At 59.5% G+C, this 21768-nt stretch carries 23 protein-coding genes; 6 read left to right on the plus strand and 17 right to left on the minus strand.

Annotated elements, in window-relative coordinates; translation table 11 throughout:
- Positions 1–602 precede the first annotated feature (602 nt).
- Entirely contained in the window at positions 603–980 is a 378-nt protein-coding gene (locus AAE029_RS02950) for a hypothetical protein (RefSeq protein WP_371071290.1), read from the plus strand.
- A 163-nt stretch (positions 981–1143) separates the two neighbouring features.
- On the opposite strand, the gene AAE029_RS02955 is transcribed toward AAE029_RS02950, so the two are convergent.
- Complete coding sequence (locus tag AAE029_RS02955) at positions 1144–1497, minus strand: MarR family winged helix-turn-helix transcriptional regulator (RefSeq protein ID WP_371071291.1); 354 nt, start codon at positions 1495–1497, stop codon at positions 1144–1146.
- 509 nt (positions 1498–2006) lie between these two features.
- Here AAE029_RS02955 and AAE029_RS02960 point away from each other — a divergent pair.
- Positions 2007–2498, plus strand: a complete 492-nt coding sequence (locus AAE029_RS02960; protein ID WP_371071533.1) for an invasion associated locus B family protein — start codon at positions 2007–2009, stop codon at positions 2496–2498.
- A gap of 77 nt (positions 2499–2575) precedes the next feature.
- Here AAE029_RS02960 and AAE029_RS02965 read toward each other — a convergent pair whose 3' ends face one another.
- The 12 genes from AAE029_RS02965 to pcaD form a co-directional block, all read right to left on the minus strand.
- Positions 2576–3460, minus strand: coding sequence for an alpha/beta hydrolase (locus AAE029_RS02965; RefSeq protein ID WP_371071292.1), 885 nt, complete (start codon positions 3458–3460; stop codon positions 2576–2578).
- 243 nt (positions 3461–3703) lie between these two features.
- A complete protein-coding gene (locus tag AAE029_RS02970; RefSeq protein ID WP_371071293.1) occupies positions 3704–4351 on the minus strand; it encodes a DsbA family protein in 648 nt (215 codons plus the stop codon).
- A 130-nt stretch (positions 4352–4481) separates the two neighbouring features.
- Entirely contained in the window at positions 4482–5198 is a 717-nt protein-coding gene (locus tag AAE029_RS02975; RefSeq protein WP_371071294.1) for an ABC transporter ATP-binding protein, read from the minus strand.
- Positions 5179–5943 (minus strand): ABC transporter ATP-binding protein, encoded by a 765-nt coding sequence (locus AAE029_RS02980; protein WP_371071295.1) that lies wholly within the window; start codon positions 5941–5943, stop codon positions 5179–5181. Before AAE029_RS02980 ends, AAE029_RS02975 begins: the two co-directional genes overlap by 20 nt.
- Positions 5940–6947 (minus strand): branched-chain amino acid ABC transporter permease, encoded by a 1008-nt coding sequence (locus AAE029_RS02985; RefSeq protein WP_371071296.1) that lies wholly within the window; start codon positions 6945–6947, stop codon positions 5940–5942. The genes AAE029_RS02980 and AAE029_RS02985 overlap by 4 nt, the downstream gene beginning before the upstream one ends.
- On the minus strand, positions 6947–7810 hold the full coding sequence (locus tag AAE029_RS02990; protein WP_371071297.1) for a branched-chain amino acid ABC transporter permease: 864 nt from the start codon (positions 7808–7810) through the stop codon (positions 6947–6949). Before AAE029_RS02990 ends, AAE029_RS02985 begins: the two co-directional genes overlap by 1 nt.
- Before the next feature lie 97 nt (positions 7811–7907).
- Complete coding sequence (locus AAE029_RS02995) at positions 7908–9080, minus strand: ABC transporter substrate-binding protein (protein WP_371071298.1); 1173 nt, start codon at positions 9078–9080, stop codon at positions 7908–7910.
- Between the two features lie 306 nt (positions 9081–9386).
- Complete coding sequence (locus AAE029_RS03000; protein WP_371071299.1) at positions 9387–10430, minus strand: 3-carboxy-cis,cis-muconate cycloisomerase; 1044 nt, start codon at positions 10428–10430, stop codon at positions 9387–9389.
- A gap of 208 nt (positions 10431–10638) precedes the next feature.
- A complete protein-coding gene (pcaG, locus tag AAE029_RS03005; RefSeq protein ID WP_371071300.1) occupies positions 10639–11253 on the minus strand; it encodes a protocatechuate 3,4-dioxygenase subunit alpha in 615 nt (204 codons plus the stop codon).
- A complete protein-coding gene (pcaH, locus tag AAE029_RS03010; RefSeq protein WP_371071301.1) occupies positions 11253–12002 on the minus strand; it encodes a protocatechuate 3,4-dioxygenase subunit beta in 750 nt (249 codons plus the stop codon). Before pcaH ends, pcaG begins: the two co-directional genes overlap by 1 nt.
- Positions 12003–12015: 13 nt before the next feature.
- Entirely contained in the window at positions 12016–12420 is a 405-nt protein-coding gene (gene pcaC / locus AAE029_RS03015) for a 4-carboxymuconolactone decarboxylase (RefSeq protein ID WP_371071302.1), read from the minus strand.
- Complete coding sequence (gene pcaD / locus AAE029_RS03020; RefSeq protein WP_371071303.1) at positions 12413–13225, minus strand: 3-oxoadipate enol-lactonase; 813 nt, start codon at positions 13223–13225, stop codon at positions 12413–12415. Before pcaD ends, pcaC begins: the two co-directional genes overlap by 8 nt.
- 90 nt (positions 13226–13315) lie before the next feature.
- On the opposite strand from pcaD, the gene pcaQ reads away from it, so the two are divergent.
- Complete coding sequence (gene pcaQ, locus AAE029_RS03025) at positions 13316–14251, plus strand: pca operon transcription factor PcaQ (protein WP_371071304.1); 936 nt, start codon at positions 13316–13318, stop codon at positions 14249–14251.
- 213 nt (positions 14252–14464) lie between these two features.
- Here pcaQ and pobA read toward each other — a convergent pair whose 3' ends face one another.
- Positions 14465–15637, minus strand: coding sequence for a 4-hydroxybenzoate 3-monooxygenase (gene pobA, locus AAE029_RS03030; RefSeq protein ID WP_371071305.1), 1173 nt, complete (start codon positions 15635–15637; stop codon positions 14465–14467).
- A gap of 113 nt (positions 15638–15750) precedes the next feature.
- On the opposite strand from pobA, the gene AAE029_RS03035 reads away from it, so the two are divergent.
- Positions 15751–16638 (plus strand): helix-turn-helix domain-containing protein, encoded by an 888-nt coding sequence (locus tag AAE029_RS03035; RefSeq protein ID WP_371071306.1) that lies wholly within the window; start codon positions 15751–15753, stop codon positions 16636–16638.
- Here the strand turns inward: AAE029_RS03035 and AAE029_RS03040 are convergent, their stop codons facing one another.
- Together AAE029_RS03040 and AAE029_RS03045 are read right to left on the minus strand one after the other, a co-directional pair.
- Positions 16639–17394 carry an IclR family transcriptional regulator gene (locus AAE029_RS03040; RefSeq protein WP_371071534.1) on the minus strand — a complete coding sequence of 252 codons (756 nt, stop codon included), beginning with the start codon at positions 17392–17394 and terminating at the stop codon, positions 16639–16641.
- Positions 17395–17603: 209 nt separating this feature from the next.
- A complete protein-coding gene (locus AAE029_RS03045) occupies positions 17604–17759 on the minus strand; it encodes a hypothetical protein (protein WP_371071307.1) in 156 nt (51 codons plus the stop codon).
- A gap of 316 nt (positions 17760–18075) precedes the next feature.
- Here AAE029_RS03045 and AAE029_RS03050 point away from each other — a divergent pair, with 316 nt between their 5' ends.
- Positions 18076–19395, plus strand: a complete 1320-nt coding sequence (locus AAE029_RS03050; RefSeq protein ID WP_371071308.1) for a sorbosone dehydrogenase family protein — start codon at positions 18076–18078, stop codon at positions 19393–19395.
- Positions 19396–19477: 82 nt separating this feature from the next.
- Here AAE029_RS03050 and AAE029_RS03055 read toward each other — a convergent pair whose 3' ends face one another.
- Complete coding sequence (locus AAE029_RS03055; protein WP_371071309.1) at positions 19478–20503, minus strand: sensor histidine kinase; 1026 nt, start codon at positions 20501–20503, stop codon at positions 19478–19480.
- Between the two features lie 188 nt (positions 20504–20691).
- Here AAE029_RS03055 and AAE029_RS03060 point away from each other — a divergent pair, with 188 nt between their 5' ends.
- Positions 20692–21423 (plus strand): DUF4336 domain-containing protein, encoded by a 732-nt coding sequence (locus AAE029_RS03060; protein ID WP_371071310.1) that lies wholly within the window; start codon positions 20692–20694, stop codon positions 21421–21423.
- Positions 21424–21768 lie beyond the last annotated feature (345 nt).

Genomic DNA, 21768 nt, shown 5'->3' on the forward strand with positions numbered 1-21768 from the left:
TGAGGAATTGAGGCTAAGGCGAACAAAGCGACCACATAGGCAGCGAATGTTGCCGCGAGAAATGCAAACCGAGCCATCACAACTCTCATTTATGTCATCTAATGACATTTCTAAGATTCTTTGCCATGATGTCAATCCTGAACGCCAGATGAACGGTGTTCAGGAATGGGAAAAATGTGTTTGCATGAGGATGGAATATCGTTGCTTGCGGAATGAACATCCGAAATCGCCATCGAGGGAGCAATATTCTACCTTGAGGCAAATGAGGAATGTCCGGTGAAGGAGAGGGTGATGACCGTGGAGATGATCGCCTTCCGCGGATTGATATGCGCGACATGATTGTAAGATCCAAGCTCTTACGTTACACCGGGATTGCGCTTACTGAGGGCAATTTGCGTTAGGAGCTACCAAGCCGCGCATCCGACAATATCTTGCAGAGGAGTTCGGGATAGCCATTGTTATGGTGACCCGGCAGCGATTGAACAGGCCTCTCGAAGGCGATCGACCTGAGACGGAAACCGGTCAGTCCAGCCGCGATCAAACGCACTTCTCTTTCTCCGTGCGGTCCGAGACGGAAAGCGGGGATTCCGCCGGGGGAACGCTTGAAGTGGGGTTCTAAGAAGGGGCAGTTTGGGGAGAATAAAGGAATGAATGATCGTGCCGAAGTGGTCGAATGGTTGTCGCGCCTGGAGGCATTGTTGCAGGAAAGGGGGCTGTTGGATGGAAAGGGTGAACTCGTATCGGAGAGCGGTGCCCGACTTGCAGTGGACATTGAAGATCTGTTGGATGGGTTTGTCGAAAACATCGGCGAGCTGAATGGCCTGCTGAAAATCGGCAGGGCGGCGCGCGGAGGCGAGCCGTTGTCGGCGGCAGTCCTTGGTGCGGCGAGATTGATGATCAGGGAGGTCTTCCTGGCGCTTCAAGGAGATACTACGACCATTGCGGGGAAGATGTCCTCCTCTGGCGACGAGCCAAACTGATCCTGTCGAAACTGACGAATAGGCTCGCCCAGACTCATTCCAGGCGAGCCTTTGCGCTGGCGGGATATCTTACCGCATCCGGCCAAAGAATGGCGGAAGCACTTGAGCTCGAATGCGCACAATGGGAGACACTGCAGAACCGCTTATCTGGTGCGCGCGAGTGCTAACCCAACTTGGCAAGATGTCGAAGCTGCGCCAGGGATTCAGCGAGCAGCGGTTCGTTTTCGAGCATGCCCTGCAAGTGGGTTCTTGCCAGAGACTCGACCAATTTTTCCCCAGCCGGCGTCAGGCCGATCAGAACGCTGCGCTTGTCTTCCGGGGAAGGAATGCGTTGCACCAAGCCTGCCGCCGCGAGGCGATCGACAAGTTGCACGGCGCCGTTATGCTGCAGAAGCATCTGTTCGGCCAGTTCCCGGATCATGATTTTGCCCGCTGCGCTCGCCTTAATGACCAGCAATGCCTGATATTGCTGGGACGTCACCTCCGCTTGCGTGAGCGCCGCTTCGCTGAAAGCCAAAAAACGGCGCATCGCGAGCCTGACCCCCGCAAGGCTCACATAGATCCCCTGAGCAAGCGTTCCGCCCGTTTCTTGCTCAGCGGATTTGTGAAGAGTCATTTAGATTGTCCTTTTCTTATGTCATGGCGTGATATATTCTCATCTCGCCCACTCAGGGAGGTGGTTCGCGAGCGCGCAACGTGAGACGCAGGGCTGGGTCCACCAAGGCGTCCATCATCCTCCGCTACGCTCGCGAACCATATTTCCAATTCATGACGACAAAAAGGGAATGTTGCTGACGATCTTGATGCCAACGTCGGCAGCTTGATTATATTCGATGACCTTAGAACCTTTGGCGGGATTCCTGCGCCCGAAGCGCGCCTTTCTATGGTGGCCGAGCCGCGAATGAGATGAACGAATTTTAACGTCGACGGTAAGTATTTGATAACGAATTCCGCCGACTTAAGAAGACGTCGCCGGATACTTCCTCCGGCATTTCTCCAATCGAAACTCCAACAGGCAGGGATATGATGTTCATCAGAGCTATCGCTTGTGCTTTTTCGCTTGTGTTGCTGGGCTCGATGTCGGCTCAGGCGGCACCCATGCTCATCCAGCAATATGGGGCTTGGGGCGCCTATTCCTATCAATCTGAAAGCGGGCCGGTCTGCTACGTTTTGTCGGTACCGACATCGCAACTGCCGGCGAATGTTGACCATGGCAAAAATTACTTCATGGTTTCGCGCACCGCCAAGGGCGAAGAGCCGGAAGCCCTGATGGGATATGTCTTAAGGTCCGGCTCCAAGGTCAAAGTCACGATCGGGGACCGGACGTTCTCGATGTTCAGTAATGATGACAAAGCCTGGGTGGAAGACGCAACGGATGAGCCGGGAATGGTGGCAGCAATGCGCAGCGGCCATGACATGACCTTGGCAGCGGTATCCAAGAGAGGAACTGCGACCAGTTACACCTACTCGCTCTCAGGCATCACGGACGCGCTTAAAAAGATAGGTCTTTGCAAATAAACCTAGCGCGAAACTGTCCCTTGTTTATGGCGGCGGCTGCTCGGATTGAGCAATGCAAAACGCGAGCAACCGCCGCGCTATAGCTTGAAGGCCTGTTTCAGATGGTCGACAACCAGTTCCATCGCGTATTTTGCCCCAGGTACAAGTTTGCTCATGCCAAAGAACTCGTGGCCGAGACCCTCCATGTTCTGTGCGTTCACAGCTACTCCGGCGGCCCGGAGACGATCCGCGAAGATTTGACCTTCGCTGCGCAAGGGATCCAGGTCCCCTGTGATGATGGTCGTCGCCGGCAAACCGTCCAGGTCGCCGCGTCCGGCAAGGTTTATGCGAGGATCATTTTGCGCTAGCGGATCCGAAAACGCGTGCTTGAAAAACCACATCATGCCGGCCTTGCCCAAAGGTATGCTGTCGGCATTTTCCCGATAGGATGCGCTGTTCATATCGTTGCCGGCGAGCGGATAGAGCAGCAGCTGGATCAAGGGCGCCTCAACGTTTTCCGCAATTGCTCGGATCGCCACATTCGCGGCGAGATTGCCGCCTGCGCTCTCTCCAAGCACTGCGATGCGTTCTTTATCACCGCCCAGCGTTTCGAGTTGATCTCGGGCCCAGAGGTAGGCAGCCCATGCATCCTCATGGGCGGCGGGAAAGGGATGCTCGGGCGCTTTGTAGTAGTCCACGGCAAGAACGATGGCGCCAGCATGGAGAGCCAGTCTTCTCGCGGTCTGATCATAGGCGTCAATATTGCCGATGACGAAGCCGCCGCTATGAAAGTAGATGATGGCCGGATAGGGGCCTTCGCGTCCATCCGGAGTATAGATGCGCACCCGAACAGGCCCGTTCGGTGACGAGATGGCCAAGTCTTTCGTTTGAATTTTGGCTTCGGCAGTCCGATCCAGGCCGCGTAGAAGCTCCAGGGAATTTGCTGCATCCGCTGGACCTAGCTGTGCGCGCGCCTCCTCCACGGAAAGCTCAGAAAGCGGTCTGGCCCCCAGTCGTTTCAATTCGTCAAGGACCTCCCGCATTTCCGGGACAAGCCTGTCGAGCGGATGCTTCGGCTGTTTCGACGCGCCGGAAGGATCCTGGGTGTTTGGAGATGAAGTTGCGTCGATGCCCACCATGGCTGCATGCTCCGGCGATTGAGTAAACATGTGTACAGGCCGATGGTGGCCGTTGGTTGGCTGTCAGGTCGAACCTAGGCGTCTCGGTCAGGCAGAGCCCCCCTCGGCGATCTCAATAAAGGTGCTCCGCGGCAGTAGACCGGGCATGATCTTTCCGCCGACCAGCCATGCCGGAGTGCCACGAACGCCCACTTGCCGACCGAGCATCTCGGTCTCGTCCACCAGCAAGTGAGCTGATCGGCCGGCCAATGCGCGGCCCATGTCATCGACGCTTACGCCGGCTCGACGCGCACGCTCGCTGATGACGTCCGGGCTGCCGATATCGTCTCCTTCGGCGAAATGCGCGGCAAAGAGCGATTTGGAGAATTCGCGGAACGCGTCCGGCTCATTCCGCCTGACCCATTCCGCTGCAGCCAGCGCCATGCGGCTGTTGGGAAGCCGTTCCGGCCAGTTCAGCGGCAGGCTCGCTTCATCGGCTTCTTTCTGAAGCCTGTCATACATTTCGCCGCTCCGTGGGCCGACGAATTTACCGTCAGGCGGGATCTCCGGATGTATTTCAAACGCGAGATCGACGACGGCAAATCCACGATCCTCGAAGATCGCGTCGCGGCTTTGCCCGACGTAGCAGAAAGGACAGATGAAATCGTACCAATGAAGAACCGTGCGCCGATCGATTGGCCGGCCGATGATCGCCGCGATGCCGTCGGATGTCCGTACAGATCCGCGATCGTTCATACCTTGCTCTCCTTACTGCGAGTGACGAAACGGGAGAAGTAGCGTTCTCGTGCAACAGAACGAGACCCGATCGGTAAATTTCTCGGGAAGAGCGGCTAGCGGAGATGCGCAATTCAGTTGCCGACGCTACTTAATGCAGGCCACCGACGCCGAGCAGCCGCTCCACTGCGTCGTGATCATTTGACAAGGCCTCGGGCGTTCCGCTCCAGGCAAGCCGACCTCGTTCGAGGATGATCACCTGGTCGGCGAAATCCAGCGCGCTTTGGATGCGTTGCTCCACCAGCAGGATGGTCATGTCGCCGGTCTTGGCAAGTTCGGCAAAGGCGGCCATCAGTTCCTCGCAGATCACGGGCGCAAGGCCTTCGAGCGGCTCGTCGAGCAACAGCACGGAAGGTCGCCCGAGGATCGTGCGCGCTGTCGAGAGCATTTGCTGTTCGCCGCCGGAAAGCTGATTGCCGAGGTTCTTCCGCCGCTCCTGAAGACGGGGGAACATCTCGTATGCCTCCTGCAGCGCACTCTTGGGACGACCCTTGAGGCCGACGAAAAGATTTTCCTCGACGGTCAAGGTCGGGAAGATGCAGCGCGCCTGCGGCACATAGCCGAGACCGCGATGGGCACGCGATGCGCTTGGCAGGCCGGTGACGTCGGACGAGCCGAGACGGATACGGCCGTCGTAGCGCCGCGTCTGGCCGGCAAGTGTTGCGAGCAGCGTCGTCTTTCCCATTCCGTTGCGGCCGAGGACGGCAAGCCGCGCGCCGGCGGGAACAGAAAAGGTGACGCCTTCCAGAACACGCGTCGGGCCGTAACCGGCCGAAAGATTGTCGACTTCAAGCCGCGTGGCCGGCATTGGCATAGCTCCCGAGATAGGCCTCGCGCACGCGGGCATCCTTGGTGACGTCGATGGGCGAGCCGTCGAAGATGATCGTGCCGGCGGCAAGCACGACGACACGCTTGGCGAAGCGGAAGACGAGATCCATGTCATGCTCGATCATCAGGACAGCGAGATCGGCGGGGAGATCGGCCAGGGCCTGCTCGATACGACCGGTATCGCTCTGCGGTACGCCTGCGGCGGGCTCATCGAGCAACAGAACCTTTGGCTTCAGTGCCAGCGCCACTGCGATCTCCAGCAGGCGCTGCTGACCATAGGCGATCTCGTTGACCTTGCGATGCATCAGCGCGTCGAGGCCAAGCTTTCGCAGCGTATCGGTGACCTCTGCCATCACATCCGGCATGGCGAGGAAATTGCCAAGCATGCGCCCAGACCGGCCGTCGCGCTGCAAGATGGCCAAGGCCACATGCTCGGCCGGTGTCATGTCCTGGAAGAGCCGGGTCACCTGGAAAGAGCGGACGAGACCGCGCCTGACGCGACCGATGGCATCGATCCTGGTAACCATCTCACCCCCAAGCCGGACATCGCCGGAATCGGGACGCAGGTTGCCGGTAACGAGATTGACGAAGGTCGTCTTTCCGGCGCCGTTCGGGCCGATGAGCGCGACACGATCACCTGGTGCCATGGCAATGCTGACATCGTTGGTGACGGCAAGGCCGCCGAAGGCCTTGCAGAGGTTGGTGACTTCGAAGATGGGGTTCACCGGCTGGCCTCCTTGTGACGGGCGAAGAAGGCGGCGGCAGTGCCATAGAGACCCTTTGGCGCGAAGAGCACGACGGCGATCAGGAGCGCACCGACGATGGTCAGCCAGTGGAAGGGATTGGCCGCCGAGACATAATCCTCGAAGAGCATGAAGACGACGGTCCCGGAAAGTGCGCCGAAGAGCGAGCCGGTGCCGCCGAGAACGAGCATGACGAGCGACTCGGCCGACAGCGTGAAGGAGAGACTGTCGAGACCGACCACCTGGGTGGTTATCGCATTCAGCCCGCCTCCGATCCCGGCGATCGCACCGGAAATCACATACATCTTGATAAGCGTAGCCTTGGGCGAGGCGCCCATCGCGCGGATGCGCAGTGGATCTTCCTTGATGCCGCGGCAGAGCATGCCGAAAGGTGAACGGACGAGCAGGCGGAGCAGGACGAAAACGATGAGCAGAAGGACAACGGCAAAGACATAGGCCGTGTGGCCGTAGAGATCGAATTCGAAATATCCAAGCAGCGGATCGGGCGAGATCCCGGAAAGCCCGTCACTGCCGCCTGTCCAGGACGAGGCCTTGTTGGCGAATTCGTGGAAGAGATGGATGAGGGCGATTGACAGCACGAGCTGCGGCAGGCCATGGGCGCGCAGGATGACAACGCCGCAGACTAGGCCCGCAACCGCACCGCCGACGATGCCGGCCACCATCATGAGCAGCGGATCGTTAATGCCGTAATGGGCGGAAAGGATGCCGGCGGCATAAGCGCCGGAGCCGAACAAAGCCGCCTGGCCGAGCGTCGCAACGCCGCAATAGCCGGTGACGAGATCGAGCGAGAGCACGAGCAGAGCGATCGCGATAATGCGCGTCAGTAATGCGAGATTATCAGGAAAGAGGAGGAAGCCGAGCACGGCGATCACGATGATCGCGGTGACGCCGACAAGATCGCGGCCGATTGAACGGCGCTGGCGCGCGGTTGCGGCGATGGTGTCGTGGTTGATGGTCAGTGCCATTACTTCGTCCTCCCGGCCAGTCCTCGGGGGAAGACGCAGATGATCGCGATGACGGCGAGATAGAAGAAGAATTCGCCGAATTCCGGCATCAGGTAGCGGCCGGTCGTATCGATGCCGCCGAGCAGGAGACAGGCAAGCAGTGCGCCGGGAATGGAGCCTGCTCCGCCGACCGAAACCACCACCAGGAACGTCACCATGTAGCGCAGTGCGTAATAGGGCTCGACCGGCAGGAGCTCGGCGCCGACGACACCGCCGAAAGCGGCAAGGGCCACGGCGATCGCGAAGCTGACGGCGTAGACGATCTCGGTTCGCACGCCGAGTGCCGCAGCCATGGCAGCATTGTCGACGGAGGCGCGCAGCTTCACGCCGAAGCTCGTCCTCTCGATCGCGTACCAGAGGACGGCGGCAACAGCGAGACCGCAAAAGATCGCAAAAAGGCGATGAACGGGGATGGTGCGAAAACCGATATCGGCGGCACCCTGAAGCCCTGATGGCAGTGGAATGGTCTTCAGCGTCGGACCGAAGACAAAATTGGCGATGCCGATGACGCAGAAGGTAATGCCGATGGTCATCAGCACCTGGGTCAGTTCCGGCGCGCCATAGATGCGGCGATAAAGGAAGCGCTCGATCGGAACGGCGATTATGACCGTTCCAACGACGGCGATCAGCACCGCCACGGCGTAACCGAGACCCATATCCCGCGCGGCATAGGAGGCGATATAGCCGCCGATCATCGCAAAGGCACCATGGGCGAGATTGACGACGCGCATCAGCCCCATGGTGACCGACAGGCCGATGGAGATCACGAAAAGGACCATGCCATAGGCGAGCGCATCGACGGCTATGCTGAAGACAGTTTGCATGAGATATCCAAGTTTCCTTGTGCCGGGCGTAGAGAAAATCGCCTCTCACCCGAGCCCTCTCTCCGCCAGCGGAGAGAGGGTCTGTTCACGTGCGAAATCAGTTGCTGGCTGCCAGGCCAGGATCGCCCTGCTTCTCGAAGGTCTTGATTTCCTTGTTGAAGTAAGTGCCGTCATCGGCTTTGGCGACCTCGCGCAGATAGATGTTCTGCGTGATGTGACGGCTTTCCGGATCGATCGAAACCGGACCACGCGGGCTCGTCCAGGAAAGACCCTTGACCGCGTCGACGGCCTTCTGAGCATCCTGCTTGCCGCCGGTCGCCTCGATCATCTTGTAGATGACATACATGCCGTCATAGGCTCCGACTGCCGGGAAGGAGAGTTCCGCGGGATTGCCGATCGCTTTGGAGGCAGCTTCGACAAATGCCTTGTTTTCCGGAGAGTCGTGGGAAACGGCATAGTGGAAGCTTGTCTGGATGCCGAGAGCCGCGTCACCGAGGGCCGGTAAGTCCGACTCCTGCGTCAGGTCGCCCGGTGCGAAGAACTTGATGCCGGCCGTCTTCAGGCCGTTTTCGTTGTAGGCCTTGACGAAGCCGAGCGTCGTCGGACCCGACGGCAGGAAGGCGAAGACGCCTTCGGCGCCGGAATCCTTGATGCGTTGCATGATCGGGCTGAAATCATTGGTGGCGAGCGGCATGCGGATCGCCTCGACGACCTGGCCGCCTTCCTTCTCGAAGCCGGTCTTGAAGGCTTTTTCGGCGTCGATGCCCGGGCCGTAATCGCTGACGACGGAAATGACTTTCTTCACCCCGGCGTCATGCGCGACCTTGGCGATCGGAGTGGACGTCTGCCATGTGGTGAAGGAAGTGCGCACGACCAGGGGACTCTTCGTGACGATGGCCGAGGTGGCGGCATTCATAACCACCATGGGAACATTGCCCTGCTTCAGGATCGGTGTGACGGCCATGGCGTCCGGCGTGAAATAGAAGCCGGCGAGATACTGCACGCCTTCCTTGACGACCAGCTCCTGCGCCAGCGACTTCGACTGCGCCGGGTCGGCCTGCGGCACGTCCCGGTAGACGATTTCGACCGTGTCGTTACCGACCTTGTTGCCGTTCAGCGCCATATAGGCATCGATCCCGGCCTTGAAATTCTTGCCCTGCAGCGCGAACGGACCCGAGAATGGGCCGATGACGCCGACCTTGATGGTGTCGGCATAGGCCGCGCTGCCCATGACAAGCGCCGCCATGGCGGCAATGATCATTTTTTTCATATTTCTCTCCCTTAGATGCCGCCCGATCCAAAGCTCCAGCCGACCGGCGTTCCATAACTAATCTGACACGTGAAACGGTGATGTAAAAATGAAATAAAGAGGGGAATTCATGATTGTCTCCTTATGAATACCCCTGTGAAAGCAGTCCTCATATGTCTTATCGCAATTCCTGATAGCCGTCTTGCATTACTTGGAGAGCAGGCTTTCGCCGTCGCCTGATCCTTGTCCGAAATAAATAATCAAAGCTGCATGGGTGCCAATACTCGTCAGCGGCGGAGGCTGAAATCCGGTCAACGAATTTGCAGGCTATTTCCCGAGCCGTTGGATGCTGCCGACCAGCGTCTGGGCAAGCTTCAGCGATGCGCCGCAAGCGGTCGCCATCTGCGGCAGGATCATCCATTCCAGCGTCCAAGCCGCACCCGATCGCTCCTGTTCGTGCACGAGCGATTGATGAATGCCGGACAATTGCACGGCGTTGAAGCGGGCAAGTGAGACAAGCACTTCGGCGGCCACCGGATTCTGCTTGTGCGGCATGGCGGAGGATCCGCCACCGCCGGCAAGCGCGATTTCCGAGCCGGCTTGGGCAAGCAGCGCCACATCCTGTCCGAATTTTCCGAGGCTTCCTGCTATCATCGAGAACAGCCCCGCGATCTCGGCAATCCTTGCGCGCTGGCTTTGCCACTGCGGCTGGTCGGTCAGCCCGAGTTCATTGGCGAGTGAAGCGCGCACGGCGTTTGCCGTGCCTTTCAGCTTATCGAGAGTGCCGGCGGCACCACCGAACTGTACCGGGAAGACGGCCTGGGTGAGCTGATCACGATAGGAGGAGAGCGGCGCGTGCCATGCGGTGATTCTATCCGAGACGGTAATTGGAATTGCCGCCTGCATTCGGGTATGTCCCATGAGAGAATTGCCCCCGAACTGCCGATCAAGCGTTTCGAACGCCGTCATCAAGCCCGAGACCCGGCCGGCAAAAAGGAAGGTGACGCTTTTCAGCCGCAGCATGAGGCTGGTGTCGATCACGTCCTGGCTCGTGACGCCGAAATGCACATGTTGCGCGGCGTCGCCGCCGATAGCCTTGCGCAGTTGTTTGACGAGGTCCGGCACGACGACGCCGTCGGTGGCCGTCGCAGATTTCAATGCTGCGGTGTCCGGCTCGAAACCGGCGCAGACTTCCGCGATGCGATCCGCCGCATCCTGGGGAATCACGCCGTGGTTCGCTTCAGCCCTTGCAAGTGAAGCTTCGAAGGACAGCATGGCGCGGATATCGGCTTGGGCCGAAAACCAGGCGGCAACCTCTTCATCGCCGAGAAGACCGGAAAGGAACGGGTGATCGAAGGGTGATGCGGTCATGGTGTCCTGCGCCTGTTTTTCGCTCATATCCCTGCGAATTGCCCCTCACCCTAACCCTCTCCCCGCAGGCGGGGAGAGGGGACTATGGCGGAGTCTGCCGCAGCTGCGCACCATATCCCAATGGAGAGGAGATGGGCGCCATTCGCGAGGTCGTTCCCTCTCCCCGCGCGCGGGGAGAGGGTTAGGGTGAGGGGCTAGCTGTGCGCCCTCAAATATCGAGAAACACCGTTTCCTTCTCACCCTGAAGATGAACGTCGAAGGTATAAACCGGCGCCTCACCGGTGGCGATCAGGGTCGCGACGCGGTGACGGTGTTCAATCCGAAGAAGCAGCGGATCGATCGCATTGGCGTCTGCCTCGTCGGGGAAGTACATGCGGGTATGCAGGCCGATATTGATGCCGCGAGCGACGATCCAGAAGGTAATGTGCGGCGCCATCTTGCGCCCGTCCTTGAAGGGCACGCTGCCAGGTTTGACCGTCTCGAATGTGAAGACGCCGTCTTCCGCGCTCGTGGGGCAGCGGCCCCAGCCGGTAAAATTCGGGTCAGCCGTGCCGCGCAATTCCGACGGGCTGTTGTAGAGGCCGGCTGCATCCGCCTGCCAGATCTCCACCAGCGCATCCTTGAGCGGCATCCCGGTGCCGTCGAAGATCCTGCCCTTGACCGTGATCCGCTGTCCAAGCGTCTTGTCATTGACCATGGAGATGCCCAGGTCGTTTTCATAGACGCCGCCGATCCCGCAGAAGTTCGGCGTCAGGCCGATATGGACATAGGGCCCTGCCGTCTGCGATGGCGTTTCCTTGAGATATCCGAGTTCCTGGACCATCAGTTGCCCTCCAGCCGATTTTCAAAGAGCGTCGAGCGGCGTCCGCGCAGAACGATGTCGAACTTGTAGGCGCGCGCGTCCATGGGAATCGTGTTGCCCCAGTCGAGAGGCGCGATCAGCTGCTCGATCGCCCGCTTGTCCGGGATCGTGCCGACGATCGGACATTTCCAGATCATCGGGTCGCCTTCGAAATACATCTGGGTAATCAGGCGCTGCGCGAAGCCGTGGCCGAAAATCGAGAAATGGATATGCGCCGGGCGCCAGTCGTTGACGCCGTTCGGCCAGGGATAGGCGCCGGGCCTGATCGTGCGGAACGCGTAATGACCGTTCTCATCGGTGATCGCGCGACCGCAGCCGCCGAAATTCGGGTCAATCGCGGCGAGATAGGTTTCCTTCTTATGGCGATAGCGTCCGCCCGCATTGGCCTGCCAGAATTCCACCAATGCTCCCGGAACCGGCCGGGCGCGCTCATCCAGCACACGGCCGTGCACGATGATGCGTTCGCCGATGGCACTCTCACCCGGCTTGGCGAAATTATGGATCAGATCGTTGTCGAGTTCACCGAGTATCGAATGGCCGAAGACAGGACCGGTGATCTCGGAAATCGTTCCGTCGAGGGACAACAAGGCTTTCTGCGGCGAGCGGAGAACAGAGGTTTTGTAGCCGGGGGTGAAAGCGGGCGCGTGCCAGTCGCGATCCCGGGGGAAGAAGGCGCCCGTTTCCGGTTTCCTGTTGGGAATGTCAGACATGTTTCACCTCGATTCACGCCGCATGCCCGGCGTCCATCTGTTCGAAAACCCTCTTGGCGATCTTGATCGCGTGATTGGCGGCCGGAACGCCGGCATAGATCGCCACATGCATCAGCGCTTCCAGGACGTCGTCGCGCGTTGCGCCGGTATTGGCCGTCGCCCGCACATGCATAGCCACCTCGTCGTCCTGGCCGAGCGCGGCGAGGAGGGCGATCGTCACCATCGAGCGCTCGCGCTTGGTCCAGCCGGAACGTGACCAGAGATGGCCCCAGGCCGCTTCGGTGATCAATTCCTGAAACGGTCGATCGAAGTCGGTCGTGGTGGCCTGAGCGCGATCCACATGGGCATCGCCCAGGACCGAGCGGCGGGTCGCCATGCCCTGTCGGTAGCGCTCGGACGGTGCGTGGGCGTCATTCATGGGCTTTTTCTCCGGACTGGACGACATCGATGAAGGCGCGGATGACGGCGGTCAATGCTTCCGGCTGTTCAACGCAGGAAATGTGGCCGGCGTCGCGAATGACTTCATAACGCGCACCGGGGATGAGTTTTGCGGTCGACAGGACGAGATCCGGCGGCGTCGAACCGTCCTGATCACCGACGATGCAGATCGTCGGCACCGCGATCCTTTTTGCAGCCTCCGTCAAATCGGCATCGCGGATGGCAGCGCAAGTCGCAGTATAACCTGCGACAGGCTGGCGCTCGAGCATGTTGCAATAGCCGGCAAAGGCAGCGTTTTCCGGACGCCGGAAGGCCGGAGTGAACCAGCGCTCCATGATGGGATCAACGATGCTCGCAATGCTGTTCGCCTCGACTGCTGCGATGCGGGCATTCCACATCTCGGTTGTACCGATCTTATGCGCCGTATCGCAGAGGATCAGCGCACGCACGAGATCCGGCCGGCGCTGGTAGAGCGATTGAGCGATGAGACCACCGACGGAAATACCGCAGATGAAGGCGCTTCGAACGGAAAGGAAATCGAGGAGGCCCGCGAGATCCGTGGCGTGGTCCTCAATGGCATAGGGAACCTGGCCGACATCGGAAAGGCCGTGACCGCGCTTGTCGTAGACAAGAATGGCGAAATCGCCGGCAAGACGGACAATGACGTCGCGCCAGATGCGGAAATCGGTTCCAAGTGAATTGGCGAAGACCAGCACCGGCTTATCAGCGGTCGCGCCGATGATCTGGTAGTGGATCGTGACATCGTTAATACGGACAAACTGCACGGCTCTCTCCCTCTATTGCCTAAATTGGTTATTTAATTTGGTTAGGTAAAATGATATTTTCCGGCGTTCCAATAACCAGGAGATTATGTATTGGCGATCAGCCCACGCGTTAAGTTCCGGCATTTACAGACCTTTGTCGAGGTCGCGCGTCAAAAGAGCGTCATGAAGGCGGCCGAGCTTCTCAATGTCAGCCAGCCGGCTGTCACCAAAACGATTGGCGAACTCGAGGAGGCTCTTGGTGTCGACGTCTTCGAAAGAGAAGGACGCGGCATCAAGATCACGCGCTATGGCGAGGTCTTTCTGCGTTATGCCGGAGCCGCATTGACGGCGCTTCGCCAGGGGATTGATTCGGTCTCCCAGGCCCGTTCCGGCGAAGCGCCGCCGATTCGCATCGGAGCCTTGCCGACGGTCTCGACGCGTATCATGCCACGCGCCATGGAACTCTTCCTCAAGGAAGAGACATGGAGCCGCATCAAGATCGTCACCGGCGAGAATGCGGTGTTGCTTGAGCAGCTGCGGGTCGGTGATCTCGATCTCGTCGTCGGGCGCCTCGCAGCACCCGACAAAATGACGGGCTTTTCCTTCGAGCATCTCTATTCTGAGCAGGTCGTCTTCGCCGTCAGGCGCGGGCACCCGCTGCTCAAGGCGAAGCAGTCGCTCTTTGCCAATCTCGGCGAGTACACGATCCTGATGCCGACGCGCGGTTCGATCATCCGCCCCTTCGTCGAACAGTTCCTGATCGTCAATGGTGTCGCCAGCCTGCCGAACCAGATCGAAACCGTATCCGATTCCTTTGGGCGTGCATTCATTCGCATGACCGACGCCGTCTGGATCATTTCGCGCGGGGTCGTTGCCCAGGATATACAGGATGGGTTCCTCGCCACGCTGCCGATCGACACGAGCGAGACGAAGGGGCCGGTCGGGCTGACGATGCGCACCGATGCCATTCCCTCCATGCCGCTTTCGATCCTGATCCAGACGATCCGGGAAGCGGCTGCGGAAGTGTCGAAGAGACAGGCCGGATGAGTGGCGGGCAGACGCAGACCCACCACCCATCCCAGAACCCTCCGTGGATGGCGGAGGGGATGTTGCCGCAAAACCGCTGCATGCTCTTGCGCGATATGCCTTAGAGCGGGATGCCGAAAAGTGTGCGCGGTTTTCGGGCGACATCCCGCTCTAACTTTTAGATTTAAAGGCGGATTCAGATTTCAGGTCGATTCGACCTGAAATCATCCGGCTCTAGTAAGGAAGCCCGACATAATTTTCCGCAAGCGCCGTCGAAGCGGCGCGGGAATGGGTGAGATAGTCGAGTTCGGCTTCCTGGATTCGCTGGCCGAAATCACCGGTGTCCGGAAAACGATGCAACATCGTCGTCATCCACCAGGAGAAACGGACGGCCTTCCACACCCGAGACAGCGCCCGGGTCGAATAGGCATCGATGCCGGCATTCGATCGATCCTGATAATGCTCGGCAAGGCCCGAGAAGAGATAATGCACGTCACTGGCGGCAAGATTAAGGCCTTTGGCGCCGGTCGGCGGCACGATATGGGCGGCGTCGCCAACCAGGAACAGCCGGCCGAAACGCATCGGTTCGGCGACGAAGGAACGCAGCGGCGCGATCGATTTCTCGAACGAAGGTGCCGTCACCAGGGCCTCGGCATGATGAGCGGGCAGGCGGCGGCGCAGTTCGTCCCAGAAGCGATCGTCGCTCCAATCGTCGATCTTCTCATCGACGGAACACTGGACGTAGTAACGGCTGCGCGTTGCCGAGCGCATGGAACAGAGAGCGAAGCCGCGTGGATGATTGGCATAGATCAGCTCGTGGCTGACCGGCGGGACGTCGGCGAGGATGCCGAGCCAACCGAAGGGATAGACCTTCTCGAATGTATGGATCGATTTCTCTGGTACGGATTTCCGGCTGGCGCCATGAAAGCCGTCGCAGCCGGCGATGAAGTCGCAGTCGATGCGATGTGTGGCGCCATTCTTCTCATAGGTCACGAAGGGTGCGCTGCCGTCGAAATCATGCGGTTGGGCGTTGCCTGCGTCGTAGATCGTCACGCCGCCGCTTGCTTCGCGATGTTCCATCAGGTCACGGGTCAGTTCGGTCTGACCATAGACCAGGACGCGCTTGCCGCCGGTCAGACCGTGGAGGTCGATGCGATGGTCGCGGCCGTCAAAAGCGAGCGAGAAGCCGTCGTGGGGCAGGCCCTCGGCATGCATGCGGGCGCTGGATTTCGCCTCGTCCATGAGCCCGGCCGTGCCCTCTTCGAGGACGCCGGCGCGCACCCGGCCGAGAATATAGTCCTTGCTGACCCTGTCGAGAATGATGTTGTCGATGCCAGCCTCGATGAGCAACTGGCCGAGCAGAAGGCCGGACGGACCGGAACCGATGATGACCACCTGGGTACGCATGATCTCCTCCTGCGCTTGTCTTTTCGCAAGATTCTGACTGGACGTGAGGTAAGCGGCAATGGACATTTCGGCCAAGAAATTGCACAAATCGAACATTGTGGAAAAGGCAGGCTATGACGAGAGCGGTCCCGACATATGAGCTCTACGGCGAAGATCGTGCAGCAACGCACGATTTTTGGCTGCATTGCGAGACAATTCCTTCCCGAAGCAGCCTGCATCATTGGGAAATCCGGCTGCACCGCCACGAGCGCTTCTTTCAGATATTGTACATTGAGGCCGGCTCGGGCGATGCGATCTTTGGCAAGGAGAGCCATCCCATCCGGCCGCCAGCCGTCATCACGGTTCCGCCGGGCCTCCATCACGGATTTCGCTTCTCCAAGGATATCGACGGCTTCGTCTTTACCGTCCTGATCTCGCATCTGAAGGCTGCGCCCGGCGACCGCAGCCGGCTTGGCGAATGGCTTGCAAAACCCCACCTCACCCTGCTGAGCCGTGACAGTGAGGAGGCGGTCTTCCTTGGGCAGACGCTGCGCCGTCTGGGCGAGGAATTCGGCAACCGGCGCAGCGGCCGCAGCGATCTCCTGGACGCCTATCTGACGTCTGCCTTGACCTTGACCGCCCGGCTTTCCGAACAGGAGGATGGCAGGAGCGGTGCGACAAACGAAAACCAGCGTCGAATGGAGATGTTGAACGGTCTCGTGCAACGGCATTTCCGCTCCCAGAGGCCGGCGGCCTTCTATGCCGAGGAGCTTGGCATCTCGACGACGCATCTCAATCGTATTGTCCGTTCCATGACCGGGCATGGGACGCATGAGCTGATCGCCCGCAAACTGGTCGACGAGGCCAAGCGCGAGCTCGTCTTCACTTTCGGCAGCGTCCAGGAAATCGCCTATCGGCTGGGTTTTGCCGACCCGGCTTACTTCTCGCGCTTCTTCCTGAAGCAGACCGGTGAAACGCCGCGTGCCTGGCGGATCGCGGAGCGGGCGAAGCTTGGAATGTGATTATCGCAGCACGAGCCGCAGCGCCTTTTGCGTGTCCTTCAGCAGCGGCAGATAGCGGTCCGCCATCTCGGAAGCAGGCACATGGGCGGCCGGCGCACCGATATTGAGGGCGGCGACGATCAGCCCGCGGTCGTTTTCCACGGGAACCGCGATCGAGCAAAGGCCGATCTCAAGCTCCTGGTCGATGATAGCATAGCCTTGCGCGCGGACGCGGCGGAACTCCATCATCAATTCCTCGGGATCGGTTTTCGTATTCGGGGTATTGGCTTTGAGTTCCGTTCGGGCCAGGATGTCGCGTGCCTCGCTTTCGGGAAGTGTGGCAAGCAGGACCCGACCCATGGATGCGCAAAAGGCGGGAAGACGGCTGCCGGGCGTCAGGTTGATCGACATGACGCGGCGCTGCGAGGCTCGGGCGATATAAACGATCTCCGTGCCATCGAGCACCGAGGCCGACGCGCTCTGCCCCGCCTTTTCCGAAAGCTGATCGAGATAGGGCTGGATGATCGAGGGCAGGGGCGTTGCGGAGAGATAAGCGTGGCCAAGGCGCAGGATCTTGGGTGTCAGCGTGAAGAACTTACCGTCGTAGTCGGCATAGCCAAGCTCGGCAAGCGTCAGCAGCGAGCGGCGGACAGTGGCGCGGTCGAGGCCGGTCAGTTTCGAGGCCTCAGCGATGGCGAGGCGCTGATGCGTTTCGCCAAAGGCCTCAATGACCTTCAAACCTCTGGCAAAGCCGCTGACAAAATCCGTTTCACGCATCATCTGATCTGCTCTTTTGGTTCGTGTCTACAGCAGGTATCAAGAACAGTATTTATTGAGAAAATTCCACCAAGCACTTATTTGATCTGGTCGTTTTGCGCCAATAGATTTGTAGGATCGCGAGCGGCGCCTTGGGGCGCATCAAGTCCAGCGCCTCGTCGATAAGGAGGTAGACGACGCCATGTTCGCGAAGCATCGTCTTGATAGGCTCAGGCGAAATCGGGCTTCATGCTTCTCGGGCAGTCCCAAAGCGCGGAAGATGCGATTGCAAAGTGCACCACACCGCCTTCCTCGGCTTCGACGGTGAGGAGCGGGCGAACGGTGTCACCGAACTCGTTCTCATAGGCTTTGAAAAAACCTGACATGCATGAAGGTGCTCACCGCCTAACTACCTACTTCCACACCGGAATTTTGTTGAGTCAGCCGCAATTCGACTGATATCTTTATTTAAAAAAGAGAAAGTGCATATCGGCGGAACTGTAAGCAGATCGATGAATGTGAACAAAGGAAAACCGTTGCCGTTTACATCGGGCCAGGTAACGTTCCTTTTGTGAACAGTCGAAGCGCAGCCGCCCCGAGATCGCCGGTTGGGGAGTAGGACGCTCTTGCGTCTTCCTACACGCCAATCAGACTATTCCGTTCGAAGGGCACACAATGAATTCGCGCAGAATTCCGCTCCCTATGGGAATCCCAGCCATCGTTCTGTTCGCAGCCATGGCCGCCGGTTGCGTCTCCGCACAGAGACCTGCAACAACGGCGACTGACGGCGGCTATGGCTCCAATCCGGTGCTTCCGGAACCGAAGCCCACATTGATTCCGACGATCAATGTCGCCGATGCGAAGGGATGGCCTAGCGGCGCAAGCCCGAAACCGGCAAAGGGCCTGAAGGTGAACGCCTTCGCTGTGGGTCTCGATCACCCCCGCTGGATGTATCTTCTGCCGAACGGCGACGTGCTCGTTGCCGAGACAAATGCGCCAGCCAAGAAGGACAGCGGATTCAGTCTGCGCAAGCTCGTCATGGCGCAGGTTATGAAGCGGGCAGGTGCCGCGACGAAGAGTGCAAACCGCGTCACGCTCCTGCGCGACACGAACCACGATGGCGTCGCCGACCTGCGCACCCCCTTGATCGAAGGGCTCAATTCGCCCTTCGGCATGGCTCTCGTCAACGGAAAGCTCTATATCGCCAACACCGATGCGGTCGTCGCCTATCCCTATTTCCCCGGCCGTACCCGAATAACGGCACGGCCGCAAAAGATCGTCGACCTGCCGGCCGGGGATATCAATCACCACTGGACCAAGGACCTGATCGCCAGTCGCGACGGTCGGCAGCTCTACGTCACCGTCGGATCGAACAGCAATGTCGGCGAGAACGGGATGGCGGTGGAGAAAGACCGCGCATTGGTGCTGGAGGTTGATCTCGCCGACCGCAGAACGCGGGTTTTTGCTTCGGGCCTGCGAAATCCGAATGGACTCGCCTGGAATCCGGAGAGCGGCCGACTCTGGGTGGCTGTCAACGAGCGCGATGAGATTGGCGACGATCTCGTGCCGGATTATATGACTTCGTTGCGCGAAGGCGGCTTTTACGGATGGCCTTATAGCTATTTCGGCCAGAATGTCGACGTTCGCGCCAAGCCACCGCGGCCGGACCTAGTCGCCAAGGCAATCAAGCCTGATTATGCGCTAGGCTCGCATACCGCGTCGCTGGGACTCACATTCGATGAGGGCTCTTCACTGCGGCCGCCGTACCGCGGCGGCGCGTTCATTGGGCAGCACGGTTCATGGAACCGAAGCGTGCACAGCGGCTACAAAGTCATCTTCGTGCCTTTCCGCAACGGCAAGCCCGCAGGCCGACCGAAAGACATCCTCACCGGCTTCATCGGCGCTGGCGACAGGGCCATGGGCCGCCCGGTCGGCGTGATTTTCGACCAGACGGGCGCCCTGCTGGTCGCCGACGATGTCGGCAATATGATCTGGCGCGTGACGCCGGCCGTGCGACATTGATCTCGATGACTGCTGTTGGCGCAGAGCGATGGCCGCTTTTGGCCTTCGCCGTTCGCACTTCCGGAAAATACCGGCACCGAACCTAATCCTTTTCCGCTTCCGCGCAGGTCTCGTATTGAAGTTTGCCAAGATCGGCTTCGATCTCCACGACGACGCCCGCCGGCCGGTAGTCCAAGGTTACGTGGCCGAAGGCTCGAAGGCTCGATGCGATCAGACGGCTGCCGAAGCCCTTCCGCTTGGGGGGCCTTACCTCGGGACCGCCGCTCTCCCGCCACCAAAACTGCAGTCTAATCGGCCTGTCCTTATCTTTAATGTCCCATGAGACATCGACCGTGCCGGCCTCGCCAGAGAGCGCGCCGTACTTGCTGGCGTTGGTGGCTAGCTCGTGCAGCACAAGCGCGAAGGTAAGCGCTGCCTGAGGGCCAAGCTCGACGGATGGGCCGTGCATACGAAGGCGTTCCGACGCTTCCACGCCGATGTTCGCCGCGGTCGCCTCGACGATTGAAGCCATCGTCGTGCTTACCCAGTCGCGCTGCAGGAGGATGTCGTGCGCCTTTGAATAGGCGGTCAGTCGCGCCGTGATGGCGGATTTCGCGTCCTCGAGCGTCGCCGCGCTTCTGAAGGACTGGCTCGTGATTGCCTGCACCACGGTGAGCGTGTTCTTCATGCGATGGCTGAGTTCGTGCATCAGCATGCGCTGCCGCTCCTCGGCCTCGCGCTGGTCCGTCCGATCGCGGAGGATCTTCAGGAAGCCCTCCACAATACCGTCCTCCGAGCGGAGCGCCATCATCTGGCCCGAGGCCCAGAACAGAGTGCCGTCGCCCCGTCGATGCCAGCGTTCGTCATTGCCGCTCTCCCGGTCAAGCGACGCGGTCATCTCCCGCTGCGGAATGCCCTCCCGCTTGTCATCGTCGGTGAATATGATGGAGATCGGGCTGCCGATGATCTCCTCCGCCATCCATCCAAAGATCCGGGTGGCGCCTTCGTTCCAGCTCGTGATCAGCCCGTCGAGATCGAGGGATATGATCGCATATTCGATGGCGCTCTGGAGGATTGCGTCGAGAAAACGCTCCCGCGCGATCGTGTTCTTGGTCCTCGCGTCATTCATCGATGGCTACTCTGGTTGGTGACGGCATCCGGTTGATATGGCGCTTTCCGTTCAGCCAGCAAGCTTACGGCGCTTAGCCTTGCACTCGGTCCGCTCCTCAGGAGCCGCGAGCATTCCGACGAGGACCTCGAAGTCGTAGGAAGATGGAACATTCCTGCGCGGCAAAGGTTCACGGCTCAGGAGGTGGCATGAGCCACAACCCCATAACGTATCCGCCATTGGACGTTTTGAAGCCCGCCGGCGATGGCCTTTGGGTTGTCGATAGCGGTCCGCTTCACGCCCTAGGCATCATTCCACTGCCGGTCCGTATGACCGTGATGCGGCTGGAGAGTGGCGGCATTATTCTGCACTCGCCGACCCGCTATAACGGCCAACTCCGCGGGCAGATCGAGCAACATGGGCCGATTTCGCATCTGGTGGCGCCAAACAGCGCCCATTGGAGCTTTCTAAAGGAGTGGAAGGATCAAGTTCCGCAAGCTCTTGCTTGGGCGGCGCCGGGTCTGCGTGCACGAAGGCCGGTTAGAAAATCTGGCATAGAGTGGCACGACGATCTCGGCCTATCCTCCAGCGCCCTTTGGTCTCCAGACATCGAGCAGATCGAAGTGCCGGGACTTGGAGGATTTTGTGAAATCTGTTTCTTCCACCGCCGAAGTGATAGCCTTATCTTAACGGACCTGATGCAGAACCTCGACAACAGCACAATGTCCCCGCCACTGCGGATATTTTCGACGTTGACAGGTGCGCAAGGTCGAGCTCCCATCTATCTCAGGGCGATCATCAAGCTCAAAGGTGCGGCAGCGCGAACAGCCGCCGAGAGATTGGTGGCGCTCGACCCGAAAAGGGTCGTCTTCAGCCATGGGCAGTGGTTCGAAACTGATGCAAGCTTCAGGCTGCGGAAAGCTCTTGACTGGTTGCTTTAAAAGACACTTGCCGTCCAGCTGTTCTTTGTTGGCGACGGTCTTGCCGCGCGGGAATTCTCTGCGACAGAGTTCAGCCGTCGAACCGTTTCTGGGCGGATTGGCGATAGCCGACACCTAGTCTTCGCCGAAAGCATTCTCATTAACCTGACGCGTCTGCGGTTAGGAAAGCTGCCTACGAGTTGACGCCGCTGATTTGTGCGATATATGAACAAAAGTCAAATAACGCACAAAATGTTTGACGGGCGAGATTTTGAGGCGCTTATTTTCCGCCATCGAAGCGCCCTTCGAATTTCCCCTGGTGCAAAGGAACGGGAGAAAGGGCAGGTGACAACAATTTGGAAAGGG

It is taken from the genome of Sinorhizobium sp. CB7 (assembly GCF_041357635.1).
Lineage (GTDB): Bacteria > Pseudomonadota > Alphaproteobacteria > Rhizobiales > Rhizobiaceae > Rhizobium.

Excerpts from the sequence above, each read along its gene's own strand:
- AAE029_RS02960 (WP_371071533.1), top strand. The coding sequence starts at position 2,007 with ATGTTCATCAGAGCTATCGCTTGTGCTTTTTCGCTTGTGTTGCTGGGC.
- AAE029_RS02970 (WP_371071293.1), bottom strand. The coding sequence starts at position 4,351 with ATGAACGATCGCGGATCTGTACGGACATCCGACGGCATCGCGGCGATC.
- AAE029_RS02975 (WP_371071294.1), bottom strand. The coding sequence starts at position 5,198 with ATGCCGGCCACGCGGCTTGAAGTCGACAATCTTTCGGCCGGTTACGGC.
- AAE029_RS02985 (WP_371071296.1), bottom strand. The coding sequence starts at position 6,947 with ATGGCACTGACCATCAACCACGACACCATCGCCGCAACCGCGCGCCAG.
- AAE029_RS02990 (WP_371071297.1), bottom strand. The coding sequence starts at position 7,810 with ATGCAAACTGTCTTCAGCATAGCCGTCGATGCGCTCGCCTATGGCATG.
- AAE029_RS02995 (WP_371071298.1), bottom strand. The coding sequence starts at position 9,080 with ATGAAAAAAATGATCATTGCCGCCATGGCGGCGCTTGTCATGGGCAGC.
- AAE029_RS03000 (WP_371071299.1), bottom strand. The coding sequence starts at position 10,430 with ATGACCGCATCACCCTTCGATCACCCGTTCCTTTCCGGTCTTCTCGGC.
- pcaG (WP_371071300.1), bottom strand. The coding sequence starts at position 11,253 with ATGGTCCAGGAACTCGGATATCTCAAGGAAACGCCATCGCAGACGGCA.
- pcaH (WP_371071301.1), bottom strand. The coding sequence starts at position 12,002 with ATGTCTGACATTCCCAACAGGAAACCGGAAACGGGCGCCTTCTTCCCC.
- pcaC (WP_371071302.1), bottom strand. The coding sequence starts at position 12,420 with ATGAATGACGCCCACGCACCGTCCGAGCGCTACCGACAGGGCATGGCG.
- pobA (WP_371071305.1), bottom strand. The coding sequence starts at position 15,637 with ATGCGTACCCAGGTGGTCATCATCGGTTCCGGTCCGTCCGGCCTTCTG.
- AAE029_RS03035 (WP_371071306.1), top strand. The coding sequence starts at position 15,751 with ATGACGAGAGCGGTCCCGACATATGAGCTCTACGGCGAAGATCGTGCA.
- AAE029_RS03040 (WP_371071534.1), bottom strand. The coding sequence starts at position 17,394 with ATGCGTGAAACGGATTTTGTCAGCGGCTTTGCCAGAGGTTTGAAGGTC.
- AAE029_RS03045 (WP_371071307.1), bottom strand. The coding sequence starts at position 17,759 with ATGTCAGGTTTTTTCAAAGCCTATGAGAACGAGTTCGGTGACACCGTT.
- AAE029_RS03050 (WP_371071308.1), top strand. The coding sequence starts at position 18,076 with ATGGGAATCCCAGCCATCGTTCTGTTCGCAGCCATGGCCGCCGGTTGC.
- AAE029_RS03055 (WP_371071309.1), bottom strand. The coding sequence starts at position 20,503 with ATGAATGACGCGAGGACCAAGAACACGATCGCGCGGGAGCGTTTTCTC.
- AAE029_RS03060 (WP_371071310.1), top strand. The coding sequence starts at position 20,692 with ATGAGCCACAACCCCATAACGTATCCGCCATTGGACGTTTTGAAGCCC.